1 protein-coding gene is annotated in these 331 nt (G+C 32.9%); it reads left to right on the top strand.

What is annotated here, in order from left to right:
• Window positions 1-29: 29 nt before the first annotated feature.
• A partial coding sequence (locus CDOM16190_RS10535) for a replication initiation protein (RefSeq protein ID WP_170020793.1) occupies window positions 30-331 on the top strand: 302 nt, incomplete at its 3' end.

Raw genomic sequence — 331 nt, 5'->3', positions numbered from 1 at the left:
ATATTGAAAATGGCGATGGCGATTGGACTATGTTTCATTGGATAAGCAGAGCTAAATACTTTAACGGAGAGAATAGGATTGAGTTTAAAATAAGCGATGAAATGAAGCCCTACTTACTGCAATTAAAGGGCAATTTTACAAAGATAGAGCTAGAGCAGGCATTAAAATTTAATAGCAAATATGCAGTAAGGTTTTATCAATTTTGTATGCAAATGCAAAATCAAAGAGTAAAATCAAAGGCTTTCAATTTAGCAGAACTTTACGAAATTTTACAACTGCCAAAAACTCTTACGACAAGCTTCGCACGATTTACAAAAAAAGTTTTAGACCC

The organism is Campylobacter sp. RM16190 (genome assembly GCF_012978835.1).
Taxonomy (GTDB): Bacteria; Campylobacterota; Campylobacteria; order Campylobacterales; family Campylobacteraceae; genus Campylobacter_A.
This window is presented reverse-complemented; position numbering and strand designations above follow the sequence as displayed.